Genomic DNA, 22,775 nt, shown 5'->3' on the forward strand with positions numbered 1-22,775 from the left:
TGAACTGCTGTCAGTGGCTGAGACTCTTGCTTTCCTCAGCCGCTTCCACGGCCGGGGGAGCATGATGGCCGTGGGCGGCCTCCAACTCGGCGGGCGTAGCAGGTGCAACGCGGTCCTCGAAGAACCATCTGGACAGGAACGCGCGCCGCTTTTCCTTGGTGGTCACGATACCGTTTTCATTGGGAACGGCCGCCAGCGGAGCAGGCGACTCGAACCCCACCAGTTTGTAGCGCTTGTACTCGTCAAGGGGTGCGTGCACTTCGATGAATTCGCCATGCGGCAGACGTACGATGCGGCCGGTCTCGCGGCCGTGAAGTGCGATCTCCCGATCCTTGCGCTGGAGAGCCAGGGCTACACGCTTGGCGACGACGAACGCGATAATCGGGCCAACAAAGAAGAGGGTCCGGAGCCAGTACGTCACATCGTTCAGGGAGACGTGGAAGTGCGTGGCGATGAGGTCCGAACCGGCGGCAGCCCACATAACGCAGTACCAGACGAAGCCTGCAACGCCGATGGCGGTGCGTGTTGGTGCGTTCCGGGGACGGTCCAGAACATGGTGTTCCCGGGTGTCCTTGGTGATCCAGCTTTCGATCCACGGGTACATAAACATGACAGTGAACAGGATTCCAGCCGGCACGAGGGCTGGCAGGAGAACGTTCAGCGTGAGGGTGTAACCGAAGATGACGTACTCGAAGTGGAAGTCACCGATAACACCGGGCATCAGGCGTAGGGCGCCGTCCACGAATCCGATATACCAGTCGGGCTGGGTACCGGCGGAGACGGGGGAGGGGTCATAGGGGCCGTAGTTCCAGATCGGGTTGATCGTGAAGAAGGCCGCCATCAGGGCGATCACACCGAAGACGATGAAGAAGAATCCGCCTGCCTTCGCCGCATATACCGGGCCCAGTGGGTAGCCGACGACGTTGCCATCGTTGCGGCCAGGGCCGGGGTACTGGGTGTGCTTGTGTACGACCACCATGAAGAGGTGGAGCACGATCATCAGCAGGATCAGCGCGGGCACGAGCAGGATGTGCAGCATGTACAGTCGGCCGATCACTGCGGTGCCAGGGAACTGGCCTCCGAAGAGAAAGAACGAGATGTAGGTGCCGACCACGGGTATGGACTTAATGACGCCGTCGATGATTCGCAGGCCGTTGCCGGAAAGCAGGTCATCGGGGAGGGAGTAGCCGGTGAAGCCCGCTGCCATGGCGAGGATCAAGAGGACGCTGCCAACGACCCAGTTCATTTCACGCGGTTTGCGGAAGGCTCCGGTGAAGAAGACACGAAGCATGTGCACGGCGATGGAAGCCACAAACAGCAGGGCCGCCCAGTGGTGCACCTGGCGCATAAAGAGCCCGCCGCGGATGTCAAAGGAGATATTCAGGGAGGAGCTGTACGCCACGGACATTTCGACGTTTTTCAACGGTACGTAGGAACCTGCGTACTGGGTCTCAGCCATGGACGGATCGAAGAAGAACGTCAGGAAGGTGCCTGACAGCAGCAGAATGACGAAGGAGTAGAGCGCCACTTCACCGAACATAAATGACCAGTGGTCGGGGAAGACTTTGCGCCCGAACTCACGGAGGATGCCTGAACCGCCGACCCGGGCGTCAACGAAATCAGTGATGCGTCCGGCCTTAGTCTTGGCTACGAAGGCGGGGGCTTCAGCTGTTGATGCTGCGCTCATGCTCATCACGCTCCCAGTAACTCGGTCCTACAGGTTCTTTGAAGTCGCTGGTTGCGACCAAGTAGCCCTCGTCATCCACCGCGATGGGCAGCTGGGGGAGGGGCCGGCTGGCCGGGCCAAAGATCACCTTGCACTCTTGTGTGAGGTCGAAGGTGGACTGGTGGCACGGGCACAGCAGATGGTGCGTCTGCTGCTCATAGAGGGCAACAGGGCAACCGACATGGGTGCAGATCTTGGAGTAGGCAACAATGCCGTTATAGCTCCAGTCCTCGCGCCCTGCTGAAGGATTCAGGGACGCAGGATCAAGACGCATAAGAAGCACAACAGCCTTGGCTTTTTCGTTGAGCTTGCCCTCGTGCAGTCCGTTGAGGCCTTCAGGTATGACGTGGAAGGCCGAGCCCATCGTGACATCGGAGGCCTTGATGGGGGTGCCGTCAGGGTCCCGGGTGAGGCGCTTGCGCTTGCCCTCCTGGGGAGCCCACATGGTGTGGGAGAGTGCCTTGTCCGGACGGGGACCAAGGTCACCAAAAACCGCGATGGCGGGCAGTGGTGCCAAAGCAACGGCTCCGAGGAGGGTGTTGCGGATGAGCGGGCGGCGCTTGATGCCGGTCTCCTCCACAATGTCATCCACTATTCGCACTGCGGCCTGGCGGTCCTCTTCGGTTCGGATCGCGTGGCGCTCCTCCGAGACTTCGTGGTCCGGCATCAGGGCCTTGGCCCAGTGCACAATGCCGGTGCCGATGCCGAGCATGGCGAAGGCAGTGCCAAGCCCCAGGAGGGCGTTCTGCAGGCGGATCGTGGCAATGCCCGCCCCTTCGCCCAGATCGATGGCGAAGTACGCCACCAGGAAGATCAGGGTGCCAACAACGGAGATGCCGAAGAGTATGGCTACCTGCCGTTCTGCCCGTTTGGCGGCCGTCGGGTCCGTGTCAGCCAGGCGCAAACGATGCGGGGGAAGTCCAGGATCCTGGAATTTCTCCACCTCATTCTGACCAGCCGTAGCTACGGTGCCCGAGTGGTTCGGACTGCCGTCACTATGGTTGCCCATAATTCGCCTCATCCTTCTCTCGTCCCGGCGTCTGCCGGGTTAGTTTTCAATTTAAAACTGCTGACTGGGCAGCAGAAGTTCTTAGGGATCCCGGTGCCCTAGGACGTTCGGGATGTCAGCCAGATCGTGAAGGCGATAATGACACCAAGACCTGCGATCCAGACGAAGAGACCTTCAGAGACCGGTCCAAGTGCGCCCAGGTCAGCGCCGCCGGGCGAGCCGTTGGCTTCGATCTGCTTCAGGAAGGTGATGATGTCGCGCTTGCCTTCGGGCCTTACGTTCGCGTCATTGAACACAGGCATGTTCTGTGGTCCCGTGACCATGGCTTCGTAGATGTGCTTGCCGGAAACATCGGCAAGTGCAGGAGCGAACTTGCCGCGCGTCAGCGCACCGCCAGCGGCAGCTGCGTTGTGGCACATGGCGCAGTTCACGCGGAAAAGCTCGCCGCCTGCTGCAGCATCGCCCTTTTGGTCCAACAGGCCTTCTTCAGGAATTGCCGGGCCTGCTCCCAGGGAAGCAACGTAACCTGAAAGCTGGTGGGTCTGCTCGTCATTGAACTGGGCCGGCTTCTTGTAAGCCTGGGGTCCGTTCATCTGCATCGGCATGCGGCCGGTTCCGACCTGAAAGTCAACCGCGGCTGCGCCTACGCCCACCAATGCTGGTCCAGCCTGGGTGCCGCTGGCGCCCATTCCATGACAGGTTGCGCAGTTCGCCTCGAAGAGCTTCTTGCCTTCGGCGGTGTCAGTTGAGCTGTAACTGGTGGTGGACGCCTTGGCTTCGTTGACAGTGGTGGCAACGGCATAGAGCCCACCAGTGACGAGTAGTCCCATCAGGAGCAGCGCTATAACTGCGAGTGGGTGACGCCGCTTTTGCGAGAGAGCCTTCACGTGGTGGTTCCTTTATTCGATCCTGCGCCGGCTCCGTGAGCCGCTTCTTGAAATTCTGCCTCTTGTAGAAAAGTAATCAAAGCTTGACTACTTCAGTACGTAGATGACCAGGAAGAGGCCGATCCAGACAACATCCACAAAATGCCAGTAGTAGGAGGTGACGATTGCCGACGTTGCTTCAAAGTGGCCAAACTTCTTCGCTGCGAACGAGCGTCCGATGATGAAGAGGAAGGCTACCAGGCCGCCAATAACGTGCAGGCCGTGGAATCCGGTGGTGATGTAGAACGCTGAGCCATAGGCGTTGGAGGAGAGCGAAACGTGCTCTGAAACCAGCAAGGCGTATTCCGTGGCCTGGCCTGCGACGAAGAATGCGCCCATGATGAACGTCAGGGTGAACCATTCATTCATCCCCCAACGGGAGAGCTGCAAGCGTCCGCCCGTCTTTCGGGGCTGCAGCCGTTCGGCGGCGAAGACGCCCATCTGGCAAGTAAAGGAACTGGCCACGAGGACGATGGTGTTAACTAGCGCAAACGGGAAGTTGAGCTTGGCTGTCTCTTCGGCCCACATCTGACCGCTCGTAGAGCGCAGTGTGAAGTACATGGCGAAGAGACCGGCGAAGAACATCAACTCGCTGGACAGCCAAACAACGGTTCCGACAGAAACCATGTTGGGGCGGTTCAGCGTGGGGTGCGCCGGGGTACTGGGGGCATGGGTCGCAGATGTCACATAGACATTATGTCTATAAAAGTCCGTACTTCCCAACGCAAACCGCCTTTTCGGGGGACTTTTTCTACAAAGACGCGAAATCACTGGGAAAAGTTCCCGGGCACCTTCACATTGGTCAGGGCATGGGTGGCTCGATAGCATCAGGAAGTGACTTCTCAGGCAACCGCGCCGGATGACCGCAACACGTGGCCCCGGCTCATCTCAGCGCTCATCAATGGCACCGACCTCACAGCGGACAGCACCGCGTGGGCCATGGACAGAATCATGTCCGGGGAGGCGACGCCCTCCCAGATAGCGGGGTTCCTGGTGGCACTTAGCTCCAAAGGTGAAACCGTGGACGAAATTTCGGGGCTGGTGGAGGCTATGCTGCGCCATGCCACGCCCATCAGCATTCCCGGCGAGAAGCTGGACATTGTGGGGACCGGCGGGGACCAGCTGAACACAGTCAACATCTCCACGATGGCCGCCCTGGTAGCGGCCGGCGCCGGGGCAAAGGTCGTGAAGCACGGCAACCGTGCAGCATCGTCCTCCTCCGGATCAGCTGACGTGCTGGAGGCATTGGGGGTCAGGCTCGACCTCCCGGTGGAGCAGGTTGCCCGGAACGCGGGGGAAGCTGGGATCACCTTCTGCTTCGCCCAGGTATTCCATCCTTCTTTCCGCCACACGGCAGTACCCCGCAAAGAACTTGCGATCCCTACTGCCTTCAATTTCCTGGGACCCCTGACGAATCCGGCGCTTGTCCAGGCCTCAGCCGTCGGAGTGGCCAATGCGCGGATGGCTCCGCTGGTTGCCGGCGTGCTGGCGCAGCGGGGGAGCCGCGGCCTGGTTTTCCGGGGCGGCGACGGGCTGGACGAGCTGACCACCACGGGACCTTCCACTGTTTGGGAGATCCGTGGCGGCACCGTCACCGAACTTATCTTCTCGCCGGCCGAGCTGGGGATCCGTCCCGCAACAGTGGAAGAACTCCGTGGCGGAGACGCCCAGGCCAACGCCGCCGTCGTGCGTGACGTCCTGGCGGGCAGGGCGGGAGCCGCGCGGGACGCAGTGCTGATCAACGCAGCCGCCGGCCTGGTGGCATTCGATGCGACGGCGGAAGGTCCGTTCCTCGACCGCATGCGTTCGGCGTTGGCCCGGGCCGCAGAGTCCATAGATTCCGGTGCCGCCGATGCGGTCCTGGATAAATGGGTATCACTGACCCGGCCGTAATGCATTCATAGGCAAAAGGGGCGGGCCCGGCATTTCAGCCGGGCCCGCCCCTTTTGCCTGGCAGCAGTCCTACTGCTCGAGGCCCAGGGCGAAGGCGGCATCGAGATCGTGCTGGGAGTATGCACGGAAGGCGATGTGTGTGGTGGTGTGGACCACAGCCGGAACCTTTGAGAGTTTGTCGGCGATAACGTCGGCAAGGTCCTCGTGACGTGGCACCCGGGCAACGGCGATCAGGTCCCATTCGCCGGTCACGGAATAGACCTCGCTGATGCCCTGGATCGCGGAAATCTCCTCGGCGGTTTCCGGGATGTGTGCGGCGTCGGTCTTGATCAGAACGAATGCGGTGATCACTTTTCAATCCTTCCGGATCTGTTAGCCGCTGTAATACGGCAGGATTCTGTGGTGATGTCAGCCTATTACATGGCATCTTCGGTGGCAGCCTCATCCAGGCCGCCCGGGCCGGGTAGTGTCAGGACTTTCTAAGCCTGGCCGCCAGTGCCAGGAGAGCCCGGTAGCCAACCAGGAACACGCCCAGGCTCAGGAGCGTCACTATGATGAATGCGAACACCACGGTCTGGCCTGTCAGTGCCCGCAGGATCATGCCGCCCGCAACGGCCCCCAACCAGATCACAACCCCCGTTGGCATGGTCAGCGGTCGCCGCCAGGCCCGGGCTGTAAGCCAGGCGAGGGCGGCACCGGCCAGGAACGGCCATGCGGTCAGGAACACTCCCGTAACGACGTCACCACGTTGGTGCGCGTCTCGGCCGATGGAGGCGAACACAAGGATGAGGACCGCGTCAGTCAACGCCGCAATGATGACGGCCCGGCGGGCGCTGGAGACTGCGGGCTGCTGGCTGGAAGGAATCATGGTTTCGAGCCTAACGCCGCGGCATCGTCAACGTCGCATGAGGAAGGTCAATTATTCGAATTTCACAGGCCAGCTATTTGCCGGGAGAGTCTTCAGGAGCCCGGCGCACCAGCCAGCTGGCCTCCCACCCTACGGCGTATTCCCCGCCATCATATGACTCAACCAGAATGTGAGTGACCGTATAGGCCAGGGCGTTGCCGATGATGGAGCGTACTTTGACAGGGACCGGACTGAGCATGACTACAGGCCTTCCCGGGGCTTCGCGCAGCGCAACCTCGCGTGCCTGGGGGATAAGCGAATTCAGCATATGACGTCCTCAAAAGAGCCAGAACCTGACCTCCCCGCTGTTCGTGGGAAGCTGACGTCCCCGCGTGCCGCAGTGTCAAAAGATTAGGAGACAAAGTCATTGCACACATGCGTAGGACGTACTCGACTTTCTCAGGCTGGCTACCTGCCCGCCAGTAGGAGTCCAATCTGTCCCGGGCAGGGAAATCCGAAGTGGTTTGGCCTCCGGGCTCGCGCGTGCCGAGCGCGGAGTTCACAAGCCATCTGGGGGAGTGGCAAGGGCGGATGACGCGCCGGGTTTGTTAATGGGGTGTCTCGATGGGCGCGTTCTTATCAGGTTCTCGGGCTGTCGGCGTTTGAAACGAGGATTCCTGCCATTGACCAACACCGCGCACGCCCGGGCCAGCGCTACAAGAGTGGCGCCCGTTGAGCTCGCGAGCGGGTTCGGTTGGCGCCATGCGAAAACTCACAGTCCAGCAGTGGGTTACCGTCGACAACATCGCCGCGAGCAGACTCGGCAGCTTGTGCCTGGACCGCTGTGTTCCAGTCGAAACAGACCTGGACGGGGTGTGTGCCTTACGCTGCGCAAATCCCCAAAGAACTTATCGATATGGGCCGGCGTCCACTGCCAGATACTCTTTCGCGGACTCCTGGAAACGGGTCACTAGCCGCTCTCGGCCCTCGATGGTGCCGAATTCCGCGGGAGAGGGCCTAAATGATTTATCTGATGAGATACGCTGAGCGCTACTTGACATAATGTAGATTATCGGCGTTTTTCGAAGAGGTGGGAAGTGGGTCTAAATACTTCGGTTCCGCAGTGCGTTCGCCAAGGATGGCGTTTGGCTCGTCGTTGACGTCCTGCGGCCCACCAGGACCGGTTCCGGCAAGGATGGCCATTGTCTTAACTCCGGTGCTCGCCAACAATGAACCAATGACGGTCTACTTGCGTTCACTGGAAACTGCTGTTCCGCCGACTGTGCTGATCCAGGCCGAGGCCCGGGATGTTTTCGCAGCCCAGCCAGGGCTGACCAGGCTGGGTTCCAGGCTGGTGAATACCTGTTTCGACTCAGCGGCCATCGATACGCGCCACACGGCGGTCGAAGAAATGACCATGGCATTCCGCGCAGACGATCCACAGTTCTTTGATCCGGACACAGGCCTCCTGCTGAACCCCACCACGAAGGCGCGGAACGAGATCTTCGCCGAGCAGGCCACCAAGCTCTTCATTGAGTCCGCGCAGGCTGCCGTGGACGCCTGCCCGGATCTGACTTTACTTGACATAACGCACGTTATTACCGTCTCCTGCACCGGGTTCTTCAACCCGGGTCCTGACTATAAGCTGGTCCGTGCGCTGGGGCTTGACCCTGCCGTGCAGCGGTACCACCTCGGATTCATGGGCTGCTACGCAGCCTTCCCGGCACTGCGGGCCGCTAAGTCGTTCTGCGAGGCAGATCCGCAGGCCGTTGTGCTGGTGGTCTGTGCCGAGCTCTGTTCCCTGCACGTGCGGACGTCCAACGATCCGGACACCATCATGGGTTCGGCGCTGTTTGCCGACGGCGCCGCCGCCGCTGTCGTCACTGCCCGGAACGCTCCGGATGTACCCGCCCTGCTCCAGCTGGACCACTTCGAAACCGTGCTTACTCCCGTGGGCGAAGAGTCCATGGCCTGGAACATCGGTGATCACGGCTTCGAGATGGTCCTCGGCAACTACGTGCCGCACATCATCGATGGCCACATCATCGGCGCCCTCGAACCACTCCTGTCCCGGGACCCCTCGCTCCGCGGACTCCCCTACCGAGACATCCGCCACTGGGCCATTCATCCGGGCGGCCGAAGCATCCTGGACAAGGTCCAAACGCGGCTCGAACTCACGGACCGGCAGCTGGTACCCGCCCGGGAAACGCTGCGAAAGTTCGGCAACATGAGCAGCGCCACCGTGCTGTTTGTCCTCAAACACATCCTGGAGCAGCCGCTAACGGACGGCGTCGAACGCATCTGCTCCATGGCCTTCGGCCCCGGACTCACTGTGGAAACCGGCCTCTTCACCAAGCTCCGCCAAGCGGGCGGGCCGGCGCCAGACCTTGAACCCGCAAGCGTGCGGTCCGGGGAACCGCTTCAGGGCCGGGCGGCGGCCCCCTCCCGGACCTGAGCCCATGTTGCTGATGCGGCAGCGGGAGTCCGAAGCGGTGGAACTGATGGACGCGCTGGACTGCGATCCGCAGAAACTCGAACAGACTTACCGGCAGTTCGGATTGGTCAACTGGCTCTTTTCCGGCTGGCGGAAACTCTATGTCGAGGAACTGCGACCCCTGCTCTCACCAGGGACCATAACCACTGTCCTGGACATCGGCAGCGGCGGAGGCGACCTCGCGCGACTGCTCGCGCAGTGGTCCCAGAAGGACAAGCTGATCCTCGAAATCACCGGCACCGACCCTGACGCCAGGGCCTACGGCTTTGCAGGCCGCCGTCCGCACCACCCTAGTGTGAGCTTCCTGCAGGCGGACAGCAGCGGCCTGGTCCGCGACGGCCGCCGGTTCGACGTCGTGATCTCCAACCACGTCATCCATCACCTGCCGCCGGCGGACCTCACACGGCTGCTCACAGACTCCCAGACACTGGCACGTCAGCTTTGCCTGCACAATGACCTGCGCCGAAGCATGGCCGCCTACGGCCTGTTCTGGCTCGCAGCACTGCCGTTCCGTGGTTCATTCATCCGTGCCGACGGACTGGTCTCCATCCGGCGCAGCTACACACCTGCCGAACTCACCGCAGCCACTCCCCCGGGCTGGTGCGTGCAGCGCCATGCGCCGTTCCACCAGGTCCTCGTGCACCGCCCCGTCCAGTCCGATGTTTGACGTGGTGATCGTGGGCGGCGGACCGGTGGGCCTCTACCTCGCGGCGTTGCTCCTTCAGGAGGGCGTGTCGGTCCGGGTCCTCGAACAGCGCCACCAGCGGGAAAACCATTCCCGGGCGATTGGAATTCATCCACCGGCCCTCAACGCACTGGACAGCGTAGGCGTGGCCGCGGCCATGGTGGGTGCCGGCGTGCAGATCCGCAGCGGCACTGCAGTCAGCCACGGCAGGACTGTTGGCTCCATGTCCTTCGCCACCGTTTCAGACTCCTTTCCGTTCGTCCTGTCCCTCCCCCAGTTCATGACGGAATCAGTATTGGAGCGGCGTGTGCACGATCTGGACGCTTCCGCTCTGCGCCGGGGAACCCGGGTTATGGAAGTAACGGACGACGGCGGCCTGGTCACCGTCGCCCTTGCAGCCCCGGAGGAGGACGGCTCCGGCAGCCAAATCACCGCGCGTCTCCTCGTCGCCGCGGACGGGGCACGGTCACTGATGCGAAGCCTGCTGGATATCCCGGTGCTCTCGAAGTCCTACCCTGACCACTACGTGATGGGTGATTTCGCAGCGGATTGTGACCACAGCGAGGAGGCGGTGCTGTACCTCGAGACCGGTGGAATAGTGGAATCCTTTCCCCTTCCGGGCAAAGTGCGGCGCTGGGTGGTCAGGATGGGGAGCCCGGCGCATGGCTTGGACGCCGGGGAGCTGTCGCGGCTCGTATATCAGCGCACGGGTGTCCGGCCTGATCCGGCCACCAACACCATGCTGAGTGCGTTCACCCCACGGTCAACCACGGCGTGCAGGCTGGTAGCTGGCCGGGCCGTGCTCATCGGCGACGCTGCCCATGAGATCAGCCCCATTGGCGGCCAAGGCATGAACCTCGGATGGCTCGATGCAGCGGAGCTTGCGCCGATCATTTGTGCATCCCTATCGGGCAGCCAGGTCGGCTGGCGCCTCCAGGACTACGCTGTCCGCCGCAGCCGGGCCGCAGTTCTGGCGCGCCGGCAAGCCGAGGTCAACATGTCGTTGGGGCGGCCCCTGGCTCCGGCGTTCCTGGGCCTGCGGAATCTGGCCATGGGCGCGGTGGCGGGACTTCCGGCCGCGAACAGGCTGGTGGCCCGGCGGTTCACCATGCAGTGACTGCCCCGGCAACACGCCGTCAGCCCCCGGGTCCGGGGCTCCGGAAGTAGCAGTCATAGCTGTCCTGGCTGACAATCAGGCCGTCCCGGACCTCGAAGACTGATGAGGTCCGGGCCCGGATGGTCTCGCCGGCATTCCAGTACTTCAGATCCATCAGAATTGTTGCCGACCAGTCGGCCTCGAGGACAACGCGGCCACTTTCGCAGGTTGTGCGCCGGATGTCGAACTTCTGGTCCGCCACCACTTCGCCGCTCTGGTCGGCACCCGCAAGCACCTGATCCAAAGTCCGGGTGGACCCTTCCGGAGCGAGCAGATGCGGCGCCTCGACGAGGCGAAAATCGGCTGAAAGGAAGCGCCGGATGGCCTCGCCGCCGCCTCCGGCCTCGAGCGTCCTGACAAATTCCAGGACGCGTTCGAGCGCTGCGGGTTCCGCCGAAATCAGTTCTGCCATGGCATCGACAGTAGCCGAACCGGCCGACGCCGCCGTTCTCCCGCGGCTAGGCTTTCCCCATGACCGCTGTATCGACGCCGACGTTGTCCACCCCAGCGCACATCCGGGAGCGGGTCCAGGAGATCCTCGCCGCTGGTACTTTGCCCCCCATCGTGCAGGCCGGGCACCCCGTGCTCCGCCAGCACGCCGCCGCCTTCGACGGGCAGATCAGCGCCGCCGAACTCGAACAGCTGATAACCCTCATGCGCCGGGTCATGCACGAAGCACCGGGCGTTGGACTGGCCGCGCCACAGATCGGGATCCCGCTCCAGCTGGCGGTCCTCGAGGACAAGTTCGACGTCGATCCGGGGGCGGCTGCCGTCCGGCACCGCAGCCCTCTGGACTTCCTGGCCGTCCTCAACCCGCACCACACACCCCTCGGCGGAGAGACTGCGGCGTTCTTTGAGGGTTGCCTCTCGCTCAGCGGCCTGCAGGCTGTGGTGGTGCGCCACGAACGTGTGTTGCTTCGGTTCGAAACGCCTGATGGACTGGCCGCGGAGCAGGAATTTGGGGGCTGGCAGGCCCGGATTGTGCAGCACGAAACCGATCACCTGCACGGCACCCTGTACGTTGACAGAGCCGAGCTGAGGTCTTTGAGCTCCAACGCTGAATACGCTGCCAACTGGGCGGAACCGGGAATCGCCAAAGCTCGGGCCTCACTCGGTTTCCTCCCTGAGAATCCCTGACCCGTCAGAGGGTCACCCGGGCGGCGGAACCTCCGTGGGGTTCGCTTTTGTGGGAAGGAACCGGGCACACCAGCTCAGGATGTGCTCAAACCGCTGCCGGCGGTGCAACGGCCGTCCTGACCGGGAGAGTTCGTGGTCCTCACCGGGGAATATCAGTAAGCCGGCTTCCACCCCCTGTCTTTTCAACGCGGTGTAGTAGCGCTGGCCTTGTTCCATCGGGCAGCGGAGATCGTTTTCGCTGTGGATGACCAGGGTTGGTGTCTGTACCTTGGACGCGTGTCCGAGCGGGTTCTGGGCGGCAAAGGCCTCCGCGGACAGGCCCAGGTACTCCCCGCCGAAATACCAGCCAATATCCGCTGAGCCTTCGAAACTGACCGGGTCCAAGAATCCCCGCTCCACGATGGCCGCCTCGAACCGGTGGTGGTGCGCGATGGTCCACGCGGTGAGAAAGCCGCCGTACGAGCCGCCCATGATGCCCAGGCGCCCGGCATCGAGCACTGGAAATTTCGCCAGGGCGCCGTCGAGGAACGCCAGGACATCCTGCATGTCATCTGTGCCAAGCCGGCCCTTGATGGCCAGCCCGTGGTCCCGGCCATAGCCAGCGGAGCCGCGCGGATTGCACATCAGCACGGCATACCCGGCCTCTGCATAGACCTGGGCCTCGTCGAACAGTGCCACCGTGAACTGGGTATACGGACCTCCATGGATGTTCAACAGGACAGGGTGCGGTCCCTTGCCTGCCGGCCGGACCAGCCAACCATGGACGGGATAGCCGTCGGCCGCGTCAAAGGTGAGTTCCTGCGGCACAACGATCTCCGTCATGGTCCGCAGGTTGGCCGAAAAGTCTGTCAGAATCCGCAACTGTCCGTCGTAGAGCGCTGCGAGGTCCCCGTGGGTAGAGGGGTCGGCAAATGACACGAACAGGGAACCGCCCGCCCAGGCGGCGCCGGTTACGTCTCTGTCCCCATGCACCAGAAGCGTATGGCCACCCGTTGCGCCCAGCTCGAGGAGTTCCACCGTCCCTTGTGCATTGTTCAGTACCAGGGCACGGTCCGGACCGCGAAGTTCAATCCGGCTGCCGGGGGCGGCGACGTCCATCATCTCCGGGTCCGTTAACGGAAGCGGCCTGCCGCCCCCTGCGGGCATGCAGTAGAGCACGGCGTTGCGTGCAACGAAGTCAGTGCCCGAGACGCCGAGTTCCCGCGCAATATACAACAGCCATCGGCCGTCCCTGGATTCGCGGACATCCAGCACTGACTGCTTCGTGGATGCACCCACGTCAACTGCTACAGGGTCCCCTCCTGTGACGGGCACTCTGTAAATGCTGGAGGCCAGCCCGTCGTCGTCCGGCAGTGCGGAAAAATAGACGCCGGACCCGTCGGCGCTGAAGGTCCCGCTGCCAACATCCGTGGCGAGCGACGTGAGCTGCCGGCCATCCGGCAGCGGCGCCGCAGGCTCGCCACCGAGCTCAGGGACCTCCACCAGGAACAGCTGCCGGGGCTTGTCGCGGGTGTAGCCCACGCCATTGAGCCTGTACTGGTATGTGGAAATCAGGCGTGGCTCTTCCGCTTCCGCCGCGACGCCTTCGACGGTGCCGTAACGGCCGGCCTCCGGCTCGCGGGAGCTGTAAACGATCCGGTGTGAGTCAGGGGACCACGAGAATGTTTCGACGCCGAGAAGCCTGTCGGTGATGACCTGCGGTTCGCCGCCGTCGGCCTCCACCACGCACAGCTGCGCCTTCGACTTCGGCCCGTCCGTCCGGAGGAAGGCCAGTACCAGTCCGTCGGGTGAGAAGGCGGGGGCGGTGTCCCGGAAGCCCCTCGTGATCCGCCGCGGCAGCTTCTCCTGGTCCAACGGTACGTTCCACAGCTGGCCCACATAGGCATCAGCGTTGAAATCGGGTTTGGTCACCGACACCGCAGCGCGGCTACCGTCCGGATGGACTGCCGGTGGCGAAACGGAATTAAGCAGCGGGAGGTGTTCGGGCTTCACCCACGTGAGCCTAACCTGCGGCTATTCCCCCGACGAACAGCAACCCCTCGCCCATGCGCTGAGAGCCTGGCGTGGGTGCCGCCCTAAGATGGTGCGTATGCCATCATCCGCGCCCCCTCCGCTGCGCTGCCCGCTGTGCGGTGACCACCTGAAGGTAGCCAACATCACCGGCGAAGCTGCCCACCGCTCCCTAATGTGCGGAGCAGCGCACAGCTTCGATGCGGCCAGGCAGGGCTATTTCAATCTCCTGGTCGGTAAGGGAACTGTTTTTGAAGCTGACTCTGCGGACATGGTGGCGGCCCGTTTCAATTTTCTCGCTGCCGGTCACTACCGTCCCTTGGCGGACGCCGTATCAGCCGCTGTCGTTGCCAGGGTTCTCCCCGGATCGCCGTTCACTGTCCTCGATTCGGGAACCGGTACGGGCCATTACCTCCGGATAGTGCTCGACGACGTCAGACGGGTCACCGGCGAGTACACCGCCGTCGCACTCGACATCTCCAAATTCGCCTTGAGGCGGTCTGCCCGGCTCAACCCGGAAGCCGTCAACCTCGCCTGCGATGTGTGGCAGCAACTCCCCGTGGCGGACGCCGCCGTCGACGTCGTCACGGTGATCTTTGCGCCCCGCAACGCCGCAGAATTCGCCCGGGTCCTGCGTCCCGACGGCCGGCTGGTGGTGGTGACGCCCCGCGCGGGACACCTGGGCTCGCTGGCCACCCGGACGGGGATGCTGGCCATTGAAGACGAGAAGGACGCCAGGCTGGCCGAGTCCCTGGGCGGCCATTTCGTGCCGGAGTCCTCTCGGGATGTAGACATCCACATGCGGCTCACACCTGGGGAAATGGCTGACCTGGCCTTTATGGGTCCGGCTGGCCATCACCTGGACAGGGCAGCAATTGCCGCCAGGCTGGACAGAGATCCGGACAAACCGGATCCTACCTCCGCGGTAGATGCCCTGTTCAGGATCACGGTCTTTCGCCCGGTGGGGCCCGCAGCGTAACGACTTGGCCACGTTCAACTGCCCTCTTCCCGGCGCCCTGCCGTCCAGCTTCTAGGCGGACTAGGATGAATAGACAGCTGCCGGAGGGTCAAGGGGGACGGAATGTTTGAATGGCTCGGCGAAAACTGGTGGGCCCTTTGGCTCACAGCTTTCCTCGCGTTCGCGGTGATCGAGATGATCACCCTTGACCTGTTTTTCATCATGCTGGGAGGCGGGACGCTCGCGGCCATTGTGGCGGACTTTGCCGGCGCTGACCTGTGGCTGCAGACCGTTGTTTTCTGCGTGGTGTCCCTGCTCATGATCGCCTTTGTCCGCCCGGTGGCCCTCAGCCATCTGAAAAAGGGACCCGCCGAACAGCGCACCAATGTGGACCGGCTGATCGGCGAGCAGGCACTCGTCATGGAAGCAGTCAGCTCCACGGGCGGCCTGGTGAAGATCGGCGGCGACGTGTGGAGTGCCCGGTCCGCCGGCGCTGTACTGCCCGCGGGCCAGAAGGCAGTGGTCTCCGCCATCGACGGCGCCACGGCCGTTGTGTCCGCACCGCCGGAGCAAGCAGACCCGTCGTAGCTGCAACGACACCAACCGTTTTGGATACAGCCGAATAATTGGGGATAGGGAGAAGTATGGATAACGCAGGAGGAGTCGCCTTGGCCATTGTGCTGGTGGTGCTGATCGTGTTCGTGATAATTGTTCTGGTCCGCTCGGTGCGGATTATTCCGCAGGCGAGGGCTGGCGTGGTGGAGCGGCTTGGCAAATACCAGCGCACGCTTAACCCCGGACTCACCATCCTGATCCCGTTTGTGGACCGGCTCCTGCCGCTCCTTGACCTCAGGGAACAAGTGGTGTCCTTTCCGCCCCAGCCGGTCATCACCGAAGACAACCTGGTGGTCTCGATCGACACCGTCGTCTACTTCCAGGTCACCGATCCACGTGCGGCCACGTACGAAATCGCCAACTACATCCAGGCTGTGGAGCAGCTCACCACCACCACCCTGCGTAACGTCGTTGGTGGCTTGAACCTCGAAGAGGCCCTTACTTCCCGCGACCAGATCAACGGTCAGCTGCGCGGAGTCCTGGATGAGGCCACCGGCCGCTGGGGCATCCGCGTCTCGCGCGTCGAGCTGAAAGCGATTGACCCGCCCCACTCGATCCAGGACTCGATGGAGAAGCAGATGCGGGCCGAGCGCGACCGCCGCGCTGCGATCCTCACCGCGGAGGGGACCAAGCAGTCAGCCATCCTGACGGCCGAAGGCCAGCGGCAGGCGTCGATCCTCGCGGCAGAGGGTGACGCCAAGGCAGCCATCCTCCGTGCGGACGGTGAGGCGCAGGCCATCCAAAAGGTCTTCGACGCGATCCACAAGGGAAATCCTGATCAGAAGTTGCTGGCGTACCAGTACCTGCAGACGCTTCCCAAGCTGGCCGAAGGATCTTCCAACAAGCTGTGGATCATTCCCAGCGAAGTCGGGGAAGCACTCAAGGGCATCGGCAACGCACTCGGCGGCACCAATCCTGATCCGCGGGCCGGCGGCAGGCTCTTTGATGAGGAACCCGCCAAGCAGCCCTGAGCCTGACTCAGCCAGTTTCAAGGAGGCCGTGCCCGCCATGCCAGGCGGCACGGCCTCCTGCCGTAAGGTACGTCACTGGTCCACCGCCGGCGTTTGGCGGCAGGGATCCGTATCGGTATAATTGAGTGTTTGTCCGGTCGGACCAGATCCGCTGGAACAAGAATGCTTCGCAATGCGTTGAATTTAATGATGCAGCACAGTGCACACAGTAGTTCGGTGCGGTTATGTCGCGCCGGCTGGCGTGGGGCCTTGCTCCGCGAACCGACCAGAGGGAGAAAACATGAGCGATCGCAGCCTGCGGGGTATGCGCCTTGGCGCGCAGAGCATGGAGACCGAGTCCGGCGTCGAGCCGGCTCCGCGTCAGCGTGTCGAATACCGGTGCGCGGACGGCGAACAGGTCTTCGTCACGTTCTCTTCAGAGGCTGAAATTCCTCCTGTGTGGGTCTCCAAGACCGGCAAGGAAGCGCTCCTGGTTGATGGCGAACGTCCAGACACAAGCAACGAAAAAGCTGTCCGTACCCACTGGGACATGCTCCTGGAGCGCCGTTCCCTCCCCGAGCTGGAACAGATTCTTGAGGACCGGCTGACCATCCTGCGCGAACGCCGCGGTGAACGGCGCAGCGCCTGACCCTTGGGGCCCCAGCCTCACTGCCAGCGGCGTACTGAACTGACCGCGGCGCAGTGAACGAATTGCAAAGGACCGGCCCGGTAACGTCATCCACGTTGCCGGGCCGGTCCTTTGTTAATTCCGCTAAGTTACGTGTGTAAGTCCCGTAGCTATGCTGATCCGCTGTGAGCGGCCAGCTGCTAGCCCTGTGCCGCTGCTTTTTTGCCCATGAGCTTGTTCCAGCGCGCCTGCAGGCCCCACCTGGTGACGTTGATCATGGCCTCAACCACAATGTTGCCGCTCATCTTGGAGGCGCCCAGCTCACGCTCAACGAACGTGATGGGGCGCTCCTCGATCCTGAGGCCCATCTTGGCAACACGCCACGCCAGGTCCACCTGGAAGCCATAGCCCACTGAATCGACTTGATCGAGATTGAGCTTTTCCAGGGTTGACCTCCGGAAGGCGCGGTAGCCGCCGGTGACATCCTTGATCTTCAGCCCCAGCATCAGCCGCGCGTACGTGCTGCCAACGCGTGAAATCGCCTGCCGGTACAGCGGCCAGTTGACCACGCTGCCACCCGGAACCCAGCGGGAACCCATGGCCAGGTCGGCACCCTGTTCAACTGCTTCCAACAGTTGGGGCAGCTGTTCGGGCTGGTGGGAGCCGTCGGCGTCCATTTCCACCAAGACGTCGTAACCGGCCTCCAGGCCCCACTTGAACCCAGCAATGTAAGCAGCTCCGAGGCCCTCCTTGCCCTTGCGGTGAAGGACATGGACCTGTGCATCAGCGGAAGCAATCTTGTCCGCCAGGTGTCCGGTGCCGTCGGGGCTGTTGTCGTCCACCACCAGAACGTCCGAGGCCGGTACGGCTGCCCGCAGGCGCTGGAGGGTCTTGGGCAGCGATTCCAGCTCGTTATAGGTCGGAATAATGGTGAGGACGCGCACAAGGGGCCTTTCCTGGACGGGAGCAGTCGGAGCGGCTGATAATCAGCAGAGTTGCTGGCTGGCAGGCGCAACTACCCATTATAGGGCGCTGGCCTGCGCTTCGGATCAGGAACGCAGGGCCGGACTGGAAAATAGCTCGTGGCCGTCCCGGACGGTCTGCAGGCAAACCGGGTCTGTGCCGGTGTCCAGCGCCGGGAGCAGGGGCGTGCGGGCACGCGGATCCGTACTCCAGGACTGCACCCTTCCGTCCGCCACCTGGACCATCAGTTCCTCAACGTCCCAGACGGCGAAACTGGCCGGTGCGCCGGGAACCAGTTGTCCGGCCATCGGGTTGTGATACTTGGCCGCACGCCAGCCAGCCCTGGTGTGGCCCAGGAACGCCGCACGCGCCGAGATCCGCTCGTCGTGGTTGTGGTGTTCCAGGCAGGCCCGCACACTCGACCAGGGCCGCAGCGGCGTCACCGGGCTGTCGCTGCCGAAGCAGATGGGAACGCCGGCTGAATAGAATGAGGCAAATGCGTTCATGGACCGGCTTCGGCCGCCCAGGCGCTGCTGGTACATCCCGCCGTCGTTCCCCCAGACGGCGTCGAAGCGGGGCTGGGCGCTGACTGTGACGGAGTACCGGGCCAGTCGCTGGACGGCGCTGGCATCTGTCACTTCCACATGCTCAAAACGGTGACCGGCAGCTCGGATCCGCTGCTCCCCTACCTCCGCAGCAGCGATTTCCAGCGCCGCCAGCGCGGCGTCCAGCCCGGCGTCGCCAATAACGTGGAAGCCACCCTGGACGCCCAGCAGTGAACAGGCGGCAAGGTGGGCACCTGCCTCCGCTGCCGTGAGATACAGGCTGCCCCGCTCTCCGGCCGCGTCGCTGTAGCCGGACCTCAGCGCCGCGGTGCGGGAGCCGAGGGAACCGTCAATGTTCAGGTCGCCGGCGAGGCCGCGCACTGGAACGCCGAGGCCGTCCAGCAGGTGCCGGGCATGCTCCTCCGAGGTGGCCAGTTCGCCCCAGTACGGCATCACTTCCGGCACGGCAGCCTCTCCGGGTGCGGTGTTCCAGGCAGCGGCAAGCCGAAGATCATGCACTCCCCCAATATGTGGGGCGGCCATCTCTGCCAGCGCCACGTAGCCGTTCTCGGCTGCTTCGGTGAGGGCCCGCTGCTGGAACCCGCGGAGGCTGGCGTCCGGGAGGCGCCGCGCCTCATGGTGGGCTGCCGTGTGCGCGGCACGCGATACCTGCGCCCCGGCGGCATAGCCGTCGAGGCCGGCAAGCCCGGCGTCGGTGGCAAGCGAGGAGGATACCAGGGCCGAATGCGCATCCACCCTGGAGAGAAACACGTGCCGGCCGCCGGCGGCACGCTCGAGTTCATCAGTTGCCGGCAGCGTGGGGTCGTCCCACGTGGACTCATCCCAGCCGTGACCGAGCACCGGGCCGCTACCTTGGGAAGCCGACACGGCATCAAGTAGTTGCCGGGCGGAACGGACCCCGCCAAGCTGCAGGGAATCCAGGGCAATGCCGGTTTCTGTCAGGTGGACATGGGAGTCGACAAAGCCCGGCGCCACGAGCGCGCCCCGGAGGTCGATGATCTCCATGGACGAGTCCGCAATGGATGACGCTGCCTGTTCGGAGCCCACCCAGGCAACGGTGTCGCCGTCCACCACCATGGCGGTGGCCAACGGATCCGCGGCCGAGTACACCGAGCCGTTACGGTACAGGACCACCTTGCGCTCGGGCGGGGCAGGCACGGTGTAACGATCAATGGTCATCGGGGTAAAGCTCCTGGGTAGGGGTGGACAGCACCGGCTGCCGGTACATCAAAGGACTGTTGTATCTATGGTCGTACATCAAGGACGGCTTCATCACAGCACAGACGAGTACGCCACTACACCGCGGCGGATCAGCGAGATGGCCTCCGAACATAGCCGTGCGAGACGTGGATCAAGGCCGGGAATCTTGGCCAGTTGGTCCAGGAGGTCAATAACCTGCTTGACCCAGCGGACAAAGTCGCCCGCCGCCAGGTCAGTGCCGTTCAGCACGTCCTGGAGGTGCCGTCCCTTTGCCCACTTGTACATGGGCCAGACGAGTCCCAGTTCGGGTTCCCCGGTCAGCGGCAGCTTGTTCTGCTCTTCGACGTCCTCCAGCGCGGACCACTCACGGACCACCAGATCCACGGACGTTTCCAGTGCGATGCTCGGCATTCGGGGGCGGAGCCCCCTGTCTTCGCGCTTGGCCTGATAGACGAGGACACTCGCCAGGGCTGCAACCTCGACGGCGTCAAGATCGCCGAACGCACCCAACCGGAGGGACTGTGAAATCAGCAGGTCCTTCTCGCCATAGATCCGGCGGAGGCGCTGGCCGTCGGGACTGATGGACAGGCGGCCATCGGCGCCGGCCTCCAGGTAGCCGTAGGCCGACAGGACGTCGCAGACACGGTCGAACGTCTTCGCAATCGTATTGGTCCGGCCTTGGATCTGGCGGACCAGTGCGTCCGTATCGCGGCGCAGCTTCCACCAGCGTTCTGACCAGCGTGCGTGGTCTTCACGCTCGCTGCACCCGTGGCAGGGGTGTGCCCGGAGTGCCCGGCGAAGCTCCGTGATCCGCTTCTCCTGGTTGGGCAGCACACTTCCCAGGCCGAAGTCAGTGGTGCGGCCTGGCGCGGGTGGACGGTTTTCCCGCAGGGCGTTCCGGGCCGACGAGGCGAGGTCGCGCCGTGACTTGGGGATTTTGGCGTTGAACGTCTTCGGAATCCGGATCCGCGTCACGGGTGCGATGGGACCTTCGAGGTCCTCGGCGCCGATCCGTCTAAGCTGGTTGTCAAGGGTGAGGACCGCAGGCCGTGGCTCCCGGCCGCTGTGGTCCGAACTGAGCACAACGGCCAGCCCGGGAGCCCGCCCTCCCGGAACGTCCACCACGTCACCGGGCATGAGCCGTGCAAGGGAGTCCTCGTTGAGGGACTTCCGGGCCCGCGATTTGGTCCGCGAGGTGACATTTTCGGCGTCGGACAGTTCACGGCGTAACCGCGCATACTCGGTGAAGTCGCCGAGATGGCAGGTCATGGATTTCGCGTAGCCTGCAAGGGACTCTTCCCGGCTGCGCACCTGCTTGGCGAGACCCACCACGGACCGGTCCGCCTGGAACTGTGCAAACGAGGATTCGAGGATTTCCCGCGCGCGGGCGCGGCCAAACTGTGCCAGCAGGTTGATGCTCATGTTGTATGTGGGCTGGAAGCTTGAATTCAGCGGATAAGTCCGGCGCGAGGCGAGGCCAGCCACCGCCGCAGGATCCGTCCCCGGCTGCCAGAGGACCACCGCATGGCCTTCGACGTCGATGCCCCGGCGGCCGGCGCGTCCGGTCAGTTGGGTGTACTCCCCTGCTGTGATGTCCACATGGGCTTCGCCATTGAACTTGTCCAGTTTTTCCAAAACCACGGACCGGGCGGGCATGTTGACGCCAAGGGCAAGGGTCTCGGTGGCGAAGACAGCCTTAACCAGTCCCTCGACGAAGAGTTTCTCCACCACTTCCTTGAACGTGGGCAGCATGCCGGCGTGGTGGGCGGCGAAACCCCGCAGCAGGCCCTCCCGCCACGTCCAGAAGCCCAGGATGTCCAGATCCTCAGGCGGGATGTCCTGCCCCGCTTCGTCGACGCGCTGGACAATGATGCGCTGCTCCTTCTCCGTGGTCAGCCAGAGCCCCGACGAGACGCACTGGGCCACGGCGGCGTCGCAGCCAGCACGGGAAAAGATAAAGGTGATGGCCGGCAGCAGGTCCTGGCGGTCCAGGCTGGCAACCACCTGGGGACGGCTGGCCTTCCGGACGGCACCGGGCAGTGGTCCCTGTGACGTGCGGACCTCTGCACGTTGCCGGTGCTGGCGGCGCTGGCTCCGACCGCCATGGCCGAACCGTCCACGGAAGCTCTCCTGGCCTTCGCTGCGGGCCATGGCAAGCAGGTCCGGGTTGACCTCGAACCGCCGCCCTGCGGAGTCATCGCGGGCGGCGGCATCCCGTTCTGGATCCGGCTCTTCCCGGACCGGCAGGGGTGCTCCGGTCTGGGCGTCCGCGGGCGGCGCAATTTCGTCAAAAGTAGTTTCGCCGGCGAACAGGTCCACAATTTCCCGGCCCACCATAACGTGCTGCCACAAGGGAACAGGCCGGTGCTCGGAAACGATGATGTCGGTGTCACCGCGAACGGTGTCCAGCCACGCACCGAACTCTTCTGCGTTCGAAACCGTGGCACTGAGCGAAACAACCTGGACTTCGCTTGGAAGGTGGATGATCACTTCCTCCCACACGGCGCCGCGGAAGCGGTCTGCGAGGTAGTGGACTTCGTCCATGACCACAAACCCGAGGTCGTCCAGTGTGGCGGATTCGGCGTAGAGCATGTTGCGGAGGACTTCGGTGGTCATGACCACGACCGGGGCGTCCCCATTGATGCTGGTGTCGCCCGTCAGGAGCCCAACGTTTTCCGCCCCGTATTTTTCGGCGAGTTCGGTGAACTTCTGGTTGCTTAGCGCCTTGATGGGCGTGGTGTAGAAAGCCTTAAGATGCCGCTCCAACGCAAGGTAAATGGCAAACTCCCCCACAATGGTCTTCCCAGCGCCGGTAGGGGCGGCCACCAGCACTCCCCTGCCTTCCTGAAGGGAACGGCAGGCGAGGCGCTGGAATTCGTCGAGTTCAAAATCGAGGGTGCGGACAAACCCGCCCAGGTAGGTGCGCCCCTCGGCTGTGCGTTCCGCGCTGGCCCGGTAACTTTCAGAGGGCGAGAGCGGCCCGGAGATAGAGGACATGCTTCAAGCCTAGTG

The 22,775-nt window shown here is 63.4% G+C and carries 21 protein-coding genes; 9 read left to right on the forward strand and 12 right to left on the reverse strand.

What is annotated here, in order from left to right; genetic code table 11:
* Nucleotides 1–10: 10 nt before the first annotated feature.
* From qcrB to ctaE, 4 genes are all read right to left on the reverse strand, one after another.
* The gene (gene qcrB, locus ABIB27_RS10935; RefSeq protein ID WP_354216280.1) at nt 11–1,687 is read right to left on the reverse strand and encodes a cytochrome bc1 complex cytochrome b subunit; all 1,677 of its coding nucleotides are present in this window, start codon (nt 1,685–1,687) and stop codon (nt 11–13) included.
* On the reverse strand, nt 1,665–2,735 hold the full coding sequence (qcrA, locus tag ABIB27_RS10940) for a cytochrome bc1 complex Rieske iron-sulfur subunit (RefSeq protein ID WP_354216281.1): 1,071 nt from the start codon (nt 2,733–2,735) through the stop codon (nt 1,665–1,667). Before qcrA ends, qcrB begins: the two co-directional genes overlap by 23 nt.
* Nucleotides 2,736–2,833: 98 nt before the next feature.
* A complete protein-coding gene (qcrC, locus tag ABIB27_RS10945) occupies nt 2,834–3,622 on the reverse strand; it encodes a cytochrome bc1 complex diheme cytochrome c subunit (protein ID WP_354216282.1) in 789 nt (262 codons plus the stop codon).
* A gap of 87 nt (nt 3,623–3,709) precedes the next feature.
* The gene (gene ctaE / locus ABIB27_RS10950; RefSeq protein WP_354216283.1) at nt 3,710–4,348 is read right to left on the reverse strand and encodes an aa3-type cytochrome oxidase subunit III; all 639 of its coding nucleotides are present in this window, start codon (nt 4,346–4,348) and stop codon (nt 3,710–3,712) included.
* 147 nt (nt 4,349–4,495) lie between these two features.
* Between ctaE and trpD the strand changes: the two genes are divergently transcribed.
* Nucleotides 4,496–5,554 carry an anthranilate phosphoribosyltransferase gene (gene trpD, locus ABIB27_RS10955; protein ID WP_354216284.1) on the forward strand — a complete coding sequence of 353 codons (1,059 nt, stop codon included), beginning with the start codon at nt 4,496–4,498 and terminating at the stop codon, nt 5,552–5,554.
* Between the two features lie 69 nt (nt 5,555–5,623).
* Here the strand turns inward: trpD and ABIB27_RS10960 are convergent, their stop codons facing one another.
* The 3 genes from ABIB27_RS10960 to ABIB27_RS10970 form a co-directional block, all read right to left on the reverse strand.
* Nucleotides 5,624–5,905 carry an Lrp/AsnC family transcriptional regulator gene (locus tag ABIB27_RS10960; protein WP_354216285.1) on the reverse strand — a complete coding sequence of 94 codons (282 nt, stop codon included), beginning with the start codon at nt 5,903–5,905 and terminating at the stop codon, nt 5,624–5,626.
* Between the two features lie 118 nt (nt 5,906–6,023).
* Nucleotides 6,024–6,422 carry a DUF3054 domain-containing protein gene (locus ABIB27_RS10965; protein WP_354216286.1) on the reverse strand — a complete coding sequence of 133 codons (399 nt, stop codon included), beginning with the start codon at nt 6,420–6,422 and terminating at the stop codon, nt 6,024–6,026.
* A 73-nt stretch (nt 6,423–6,495) separates the two neighbouring features.
* The gene (locus tag ABIB27_RS10970; protein ID WP_354216287.1) at nt 6,496–6,729 is read right to left on the reverse strand and encodes a hypothetical protein; all 234 of its coding nucleotides are present in this window, start codon (nt 6,727–6,729) and stop codon (nt 6,496–6,498) included.
* 909 nt (nt 6,730–7,638) lie between these two features.
* On the opposite strand from ABIB27_RS10970, the gene ABIB27_RS10975 reads away from it, so the two are divergent.
* Genes ABIB27_RS10975 through ABIB27_RS10985 form a run of 3 tightly spaced genes read left to right on the forward strand, consistent with a single transcriptional unit; the run spans nt 7,639 to nt 10,697 of the window.
* Nucleotides 7,639–8,856: a type III polyketide synthase gene (locus tag ABIB27_RS10975; RefSeq protein WP_354216288.1), complete on the forward strand. Its 1,218-nt coding sequence runs from the start codon at nt 7,639–7,641 to the stop codon at nt 8,854–8,856.
* A 4-nt stretch (nt 8,857–8,860) separates the two neighbouring features.
* Nucleotides 8,861–9,562, forward strand: coding sequence for a class I SAM-dependent methyltransferase (locus ABIB27_RS10980; protein ID WP_354253881.1), 702 nt, complete (start codon nt 8,861–8,863; stop codon nt 9,560–9,562).
* Nucleotides 9,555–10,697: an FAD-dependent oxidoreductase gene (locus tag ABIB27_RS10985; RefSeq protein WP_354253882.1), complete on the forward strand. Its 1,143-nt coding sequence runs from the start codon at nt 9,555–9,557 to the stop codon at nt 10,695–10,697. Before ABIB27_RS10980 ends, ABIB27_RS10985 begins: the two co-directional genes overlap by 8 nt.
* Before the next feature lie 19 nt (nt 10,698–10,716).
* Here the strand turns inward: ABIB27_RS10985 and ABIB27_RS10990 are convergent, their stop codons facing one another.
* The gene (locus ABIB27_RS10990; RefSeq protein WP_354216292.1) at nt 10,717–11,148 is read right to left on the reverse strand and encodes a nuclear transport factor 2 family protein; all 432 of its coding nucleotides are present in this window, start codon (nt 11,146–11,148) and stop codon (nt 10,717–10,719) included.
* Between the two features lie 59 nt (nt 11,149–11,207).
* Here ABIB27_RS10990 and ABIB27_RS10995 point away from each other — a divergent pair, with 59 nt between their 5' ends.
* Complete coding sequence (locus ABIB27_RS10995; RefSeq protein ID WP_354216293.1) at nt 11,208–11,873, forward strand: peptide deformylase; 666 nt, start codon at nt 11,208–11,210, stop codon at nt 11,871–11,873.
* 12 nt (nt 11,874–11,885) lie between these two features.
* On the opposite strand, the gene ABIB27_RS11000 is transcribed toward ABIB27_RS10995, so the two are convergent.
* Nucleotides 11,886–13,865, reverse strand: a complete 1,980-nt coding sequence (locus ABIB27_RS11000; RefSeq protein WP_354253883.1) for a S9 family peptidase — start codon at nt 13,863–13,865, stop codon at nt 11,886–11,888.
* 97 nt (nt 13,866–13,962) lie between these two features.
* On the opposite strand from ABIB27_RS11000, the gene ABIB27_RS11005 reads away from it, so the two are divergent.
* The 4 genes from ABIB27_RS11005 (at nt 13,963) to ABIB27_RS11020 (ending at nt 17,055) form a co-directional block, all read left to right on the forward strand.
* Nucleotides 13,963–14,862, forward strand: a complete 900-nt coding sequence (locus tag ABIB27_RS11005; protein WP_354253884.1) for a putative RNA methyltransferase — start codon at nt 13,963–13,965, stop codon at nt 14,860–14,862.
* A gap of 102 nt (nt 14,863–14,964) precedes the next feature.
* Nucleotides 14,965–15,429, forward strand: a complete 465-nt coding sequence (locus ABIB27_RS11010; protein ID WP_354216296.1) for an NfeD family protein — start codon at nt 14,965–14,967, stop codon at nt 15,427–15,429.
* A 56-nt stretch (nt 15,430–15,485) separates the two neighbouring features.
* Nucleotides 15,486–16,427: an SPFH domain-containing protein gene (locus ABIB27_RS11015; RefSeq protein WP_354216297.1), complete on the forward strand. Its 942-nt coding sequence runs from the start codon at nt 15,486–15,488 to the stop codon at nt 16,425–16,427.
* A 280-nt stretch (nt 16,428–16,707) separates the two neighbouring features.
* The gene (locus tag ABIB27_RS11020; protein ID WP_354216298.1) at nt 16,708–17,055 is read left to right on the forward strand and encodes an RNA polymerase-binding protein RbpA; all 348 of its coding nucleotides are present in this window, start codon (nt 16,708–16,710) and stop codon (nt 17,053–17,055) included.
* Nucleotides 17,056–17,234: 179 nt separating this feature from the next.
* Here the strand turns inward: ABIB27_RS11020 and ABIB27_RS11025 are convergent, their stop codons facing one another.
* The 3 genes from ABIB27_RS11025 to ABIB27_RS11035 all read right to left on the reverse strand — a co-directional run bounded on the left by ABIB27_RS11025 (nt 17,235) and on the right by ABIB27_RS11035 (nt 22,760).
* Complete coding sequence (locus ABIB27_RS11025) at nt 17,235–17,978, reverse strand: polyprenol monophosphomannose synthase (protein WP_354216299.1); 744 nt, start codon at nt 17,976–17,978, stop codon at nt 17,235–17,237.
* Nucleotides 17,979–18,083: 105 nt separating this feature from the next.
* Nucleotides 18,084–19,742: an amidohydrolase gene (locus ABIB27_RS11030; protein WP_354216300.1), complete on the reverse strand. Its 1,659-nt coding sequence runs from the start codon at nt 19,740–19,742 to the stop codon at nt 18,084–18,086.
* Between the two features lie 93 nt (nt 19,743–19,835).
* Nucleotides 19,836–22,760, reverse strand: coding sequence for a DEAD/DEAH box helicase (locus ABIB27_RS11035; protein ID WP_354216301.1), 2,925 nt, complete (start codon nt 22,758–22,760; stop codon nt 19,836–19,838).
* Nucleotides 22,761–22,775 lie beyond the last annotated feature (15 nt).

Source organism: Arthrobacter sp. UYEF21, assembly GCF_040546085.1.
In the GTDB taxonomy this organism is placed as follows: Bacteria; Actinomycetota; Actinomycetes; order Actinomycetales; family Micrococcaceae; genus Arthrobacter.